We start from the raw sequence: 2,182 nt of genomic DNA, 5'->3' as shown, positions 1-2,182 counted from the left end.
AATTAAAGGAAAATGGACTCCAGCAAAATTAAAAGGAGTTCCAGTAAAATCAAAATTTAGATTACCTCTGAATTTTGATTTGAAAGATTAACAATAAATATCAACCTCTTTTAAAGCAATTTAAAAGAGGTTTTCTGTTTGGCACCACATTTAATCATTAGAATTATCAACAAATCAATAGCTCCAGACGAGCGTTATCTAATTCTATCAATTTTAAAATAAATTAAAGCCTATTTCTACTATAGAAAAATCATATTTGATCATTTAAAATAAAGCCAAAAATCCTGTAACTTTTGTCGTTTTCAGTTTATTAACCTATTTTTGAGGATTAAAATATTGCACAAATGAATTATCATTTTCAGGCACACCGTCAAGTTCGCCGAAACCTTTTAGAAATCTTGCAAAATACTTCCACTAAAGATTTGCTGCTGATTCCTGATGGATTCAACAATAATATTTATTGGAACATTGCACACACCGTGGCGACGCAGCAATTATTGCATTATTACCTTAGTGGAAATCCTTTTCGAATTGATAAATATTGGATAGAAACCTACAAAAAAGGCACCCTTCCTAATTTGGATGTGCAGCAATCAGAAATTGATGATTTGGCTTTTCTTTTAACGGAAACTTCCAAGGTCTTAATGAAAGATTACGACGATGACTTTTTTCCGGATTACACTTCTTATACCACGAGTTTTGGGTTGGATTTAAAGAATATTCAAGATGCCATCATCTTTAATAATATGCACGAAAGCTTGCATTATGGTTACGCAATGGCTCAAAAAAGAGCAATTCTGGGAGAGCAATTTTAAATAGATCCGTTCCTAATTTCAAGGGGAGGACGTAAAATAAAGACCTTGAATTTTTAACTTTTAAAGAACTTATGAAAGAAGATTTTATATTTGGGTTGCGCCCAGTAATTGAAGCGATAGAAGCCGGAAAAACCGTAGATAAAGTATTTTTGCAAAATGCATTGCAGGGAGATATTTATTATGAATTAAAAAATCTTTTGGCGAAACATAAAATCAGACCGAATTACGTTCCGATTGAAAAACTAAATCGCTTTACCAGAAAGAATCATCAAGGTGTTGTTGCCTTTATTTCGGATGTTCCTTTTCATTCGATTGAAAATATTTTACCAGAAATTTTCGAATCAGGAAAAACGCCGTTTCTTTTAATTTTGGATCGTTTAACGGATGTTAGGAATTTTGGAGCAATTTGCAGAACTGCAGAATGTGCAGGCGTTGACGCTGTAATTATTCCGGAAAAAGGAGGCGCACCAATGAATTCGGATGCGATTAAAACTTCTGCCGGAGCGATGTACAATATCAAAATTTGTAAAGAAAAGAATTTAGGACATACCGTTGATTTCCTTCAACAATCTGGTGTTCAGGTTTTTTCTGCAACTGAAAAAGCTACAAAATTATATTATGATGTAGATTTTACGCAACCGTGTGCAATTGTGATGGGTAATGAAGAAACTGGGATTTCGAAAGAAGTTTTGCATCATTCCGACGAAAAAATAAAACTTCCGATGGAGGGTAAAACCCAATCCTTAAATGTTTCTGTAGCTTGTGGTGCCATTCTTTTTGAAGCGACCCGCCAGCGAATGAAAATGTAATCTTCCCTTAAGTTTGTAACTGATTTTTTGATCGATTCTATTTGGAAAGATTTTTTTTAATAAAAATTAAAAATGATATGCAGAAGAGGATCATCGTGAAAAGTGAAGTTCGCAATCATGTGAAAGCAATTATTTCGCAAAAGATTCATAAACTCGAAAATTTTATGGAGTTCACCTTGGAGGCAAGTCGTGAGGTGAAAAAAACTTCTAAATATGATTCCATTCGCGAAGAAATGCAGGAAGAAATTTATCAGATGCAAAAGCAAATGGTGTCATTAAAGGATTTACAAAGAAATTTGGCTAAGATTTCAGATCATTCTTCAGGGAGAATTCAGTTGGGTTCTATTGTTTTTACCAATAAAGCGAGGTTTTATATTTCGGTTTCTTTGGGAGAATTTTTCTTTGAAGGAGATCGGTTTTATGCGATTTCTGAAGAAAGTCCGATGGCAAAAATGATGTTCGGTAAACAGGTAGGGGACTCTTTTACGCTCAACAATATCAGTCAGGTTATAGAACAAGTCTGGTAGTTTTTAATTAAAATTTAATAAATCAATGGAC

General features: G+C 33.5%; 3 protein-coding genes. All 3 read left to right on the top strand.

Annotated features, from left to right (window positions below; translation table 11 throughout):
• Nucleotides 1-344 precede the first annotated feature (344 nt).
• The gene (locus WBY99_RS09120; protein ID WP_423976019.1) at nucleotides 345-815 is read left to right on the top strand and encodes a DinB family protein; all 471 of its coding nucleotides are present in this window, start codon (nucleotides 345-347) and stop codon (nucleotides 813-815) included.
• Nucleotides 816-886: 71 nt separating this feature from the next.
• Nucleotides 887-1,624 (top strand): 23S rRNA (guanosine(2251)-2'-O)-methyltransferase RlmB, encoded by a 738-nt coding sequence (gene rlmB / locus WBY99_RS09115; RefSeq protein WP_423976018.1) that lies wholly within the window; start codon nucleotides 887-889, stop codon nucleotides 1,622-1,624.
• Nucleotides 1,625-1,701: 77 nt separating this feature from the next.
• Nucleotides 1,702-2,151 carry a hypothetical protein gene (locus WBY99_RS09110; RefSeq protein ID WP_423976017.1) on the top strand — a complete coding sequence of 150 codons (450 nt, stop codon included), beginning with the start codon at nucleotides 1,702-1,704 and terminating at the stop codon, nucleotides 2,149-2,151.
• Nucleotides 2,152-2,182 lie beyond the last annotated feature (31 nt).

Origin of the sequence: Kaistella sp., assembly GCF_049588135.1 — a bacterium.
Lineage (GTDB): Bacteria > Bacteroidota > Bacteroidia > Flavobacteriales > Weeksellaceae > Kaistella.
The sequence above is the reverse complement of the archived record's forward strand: the minus strand, read 5'-3'. Positions and strand labels throughout refer to the sequence as shown.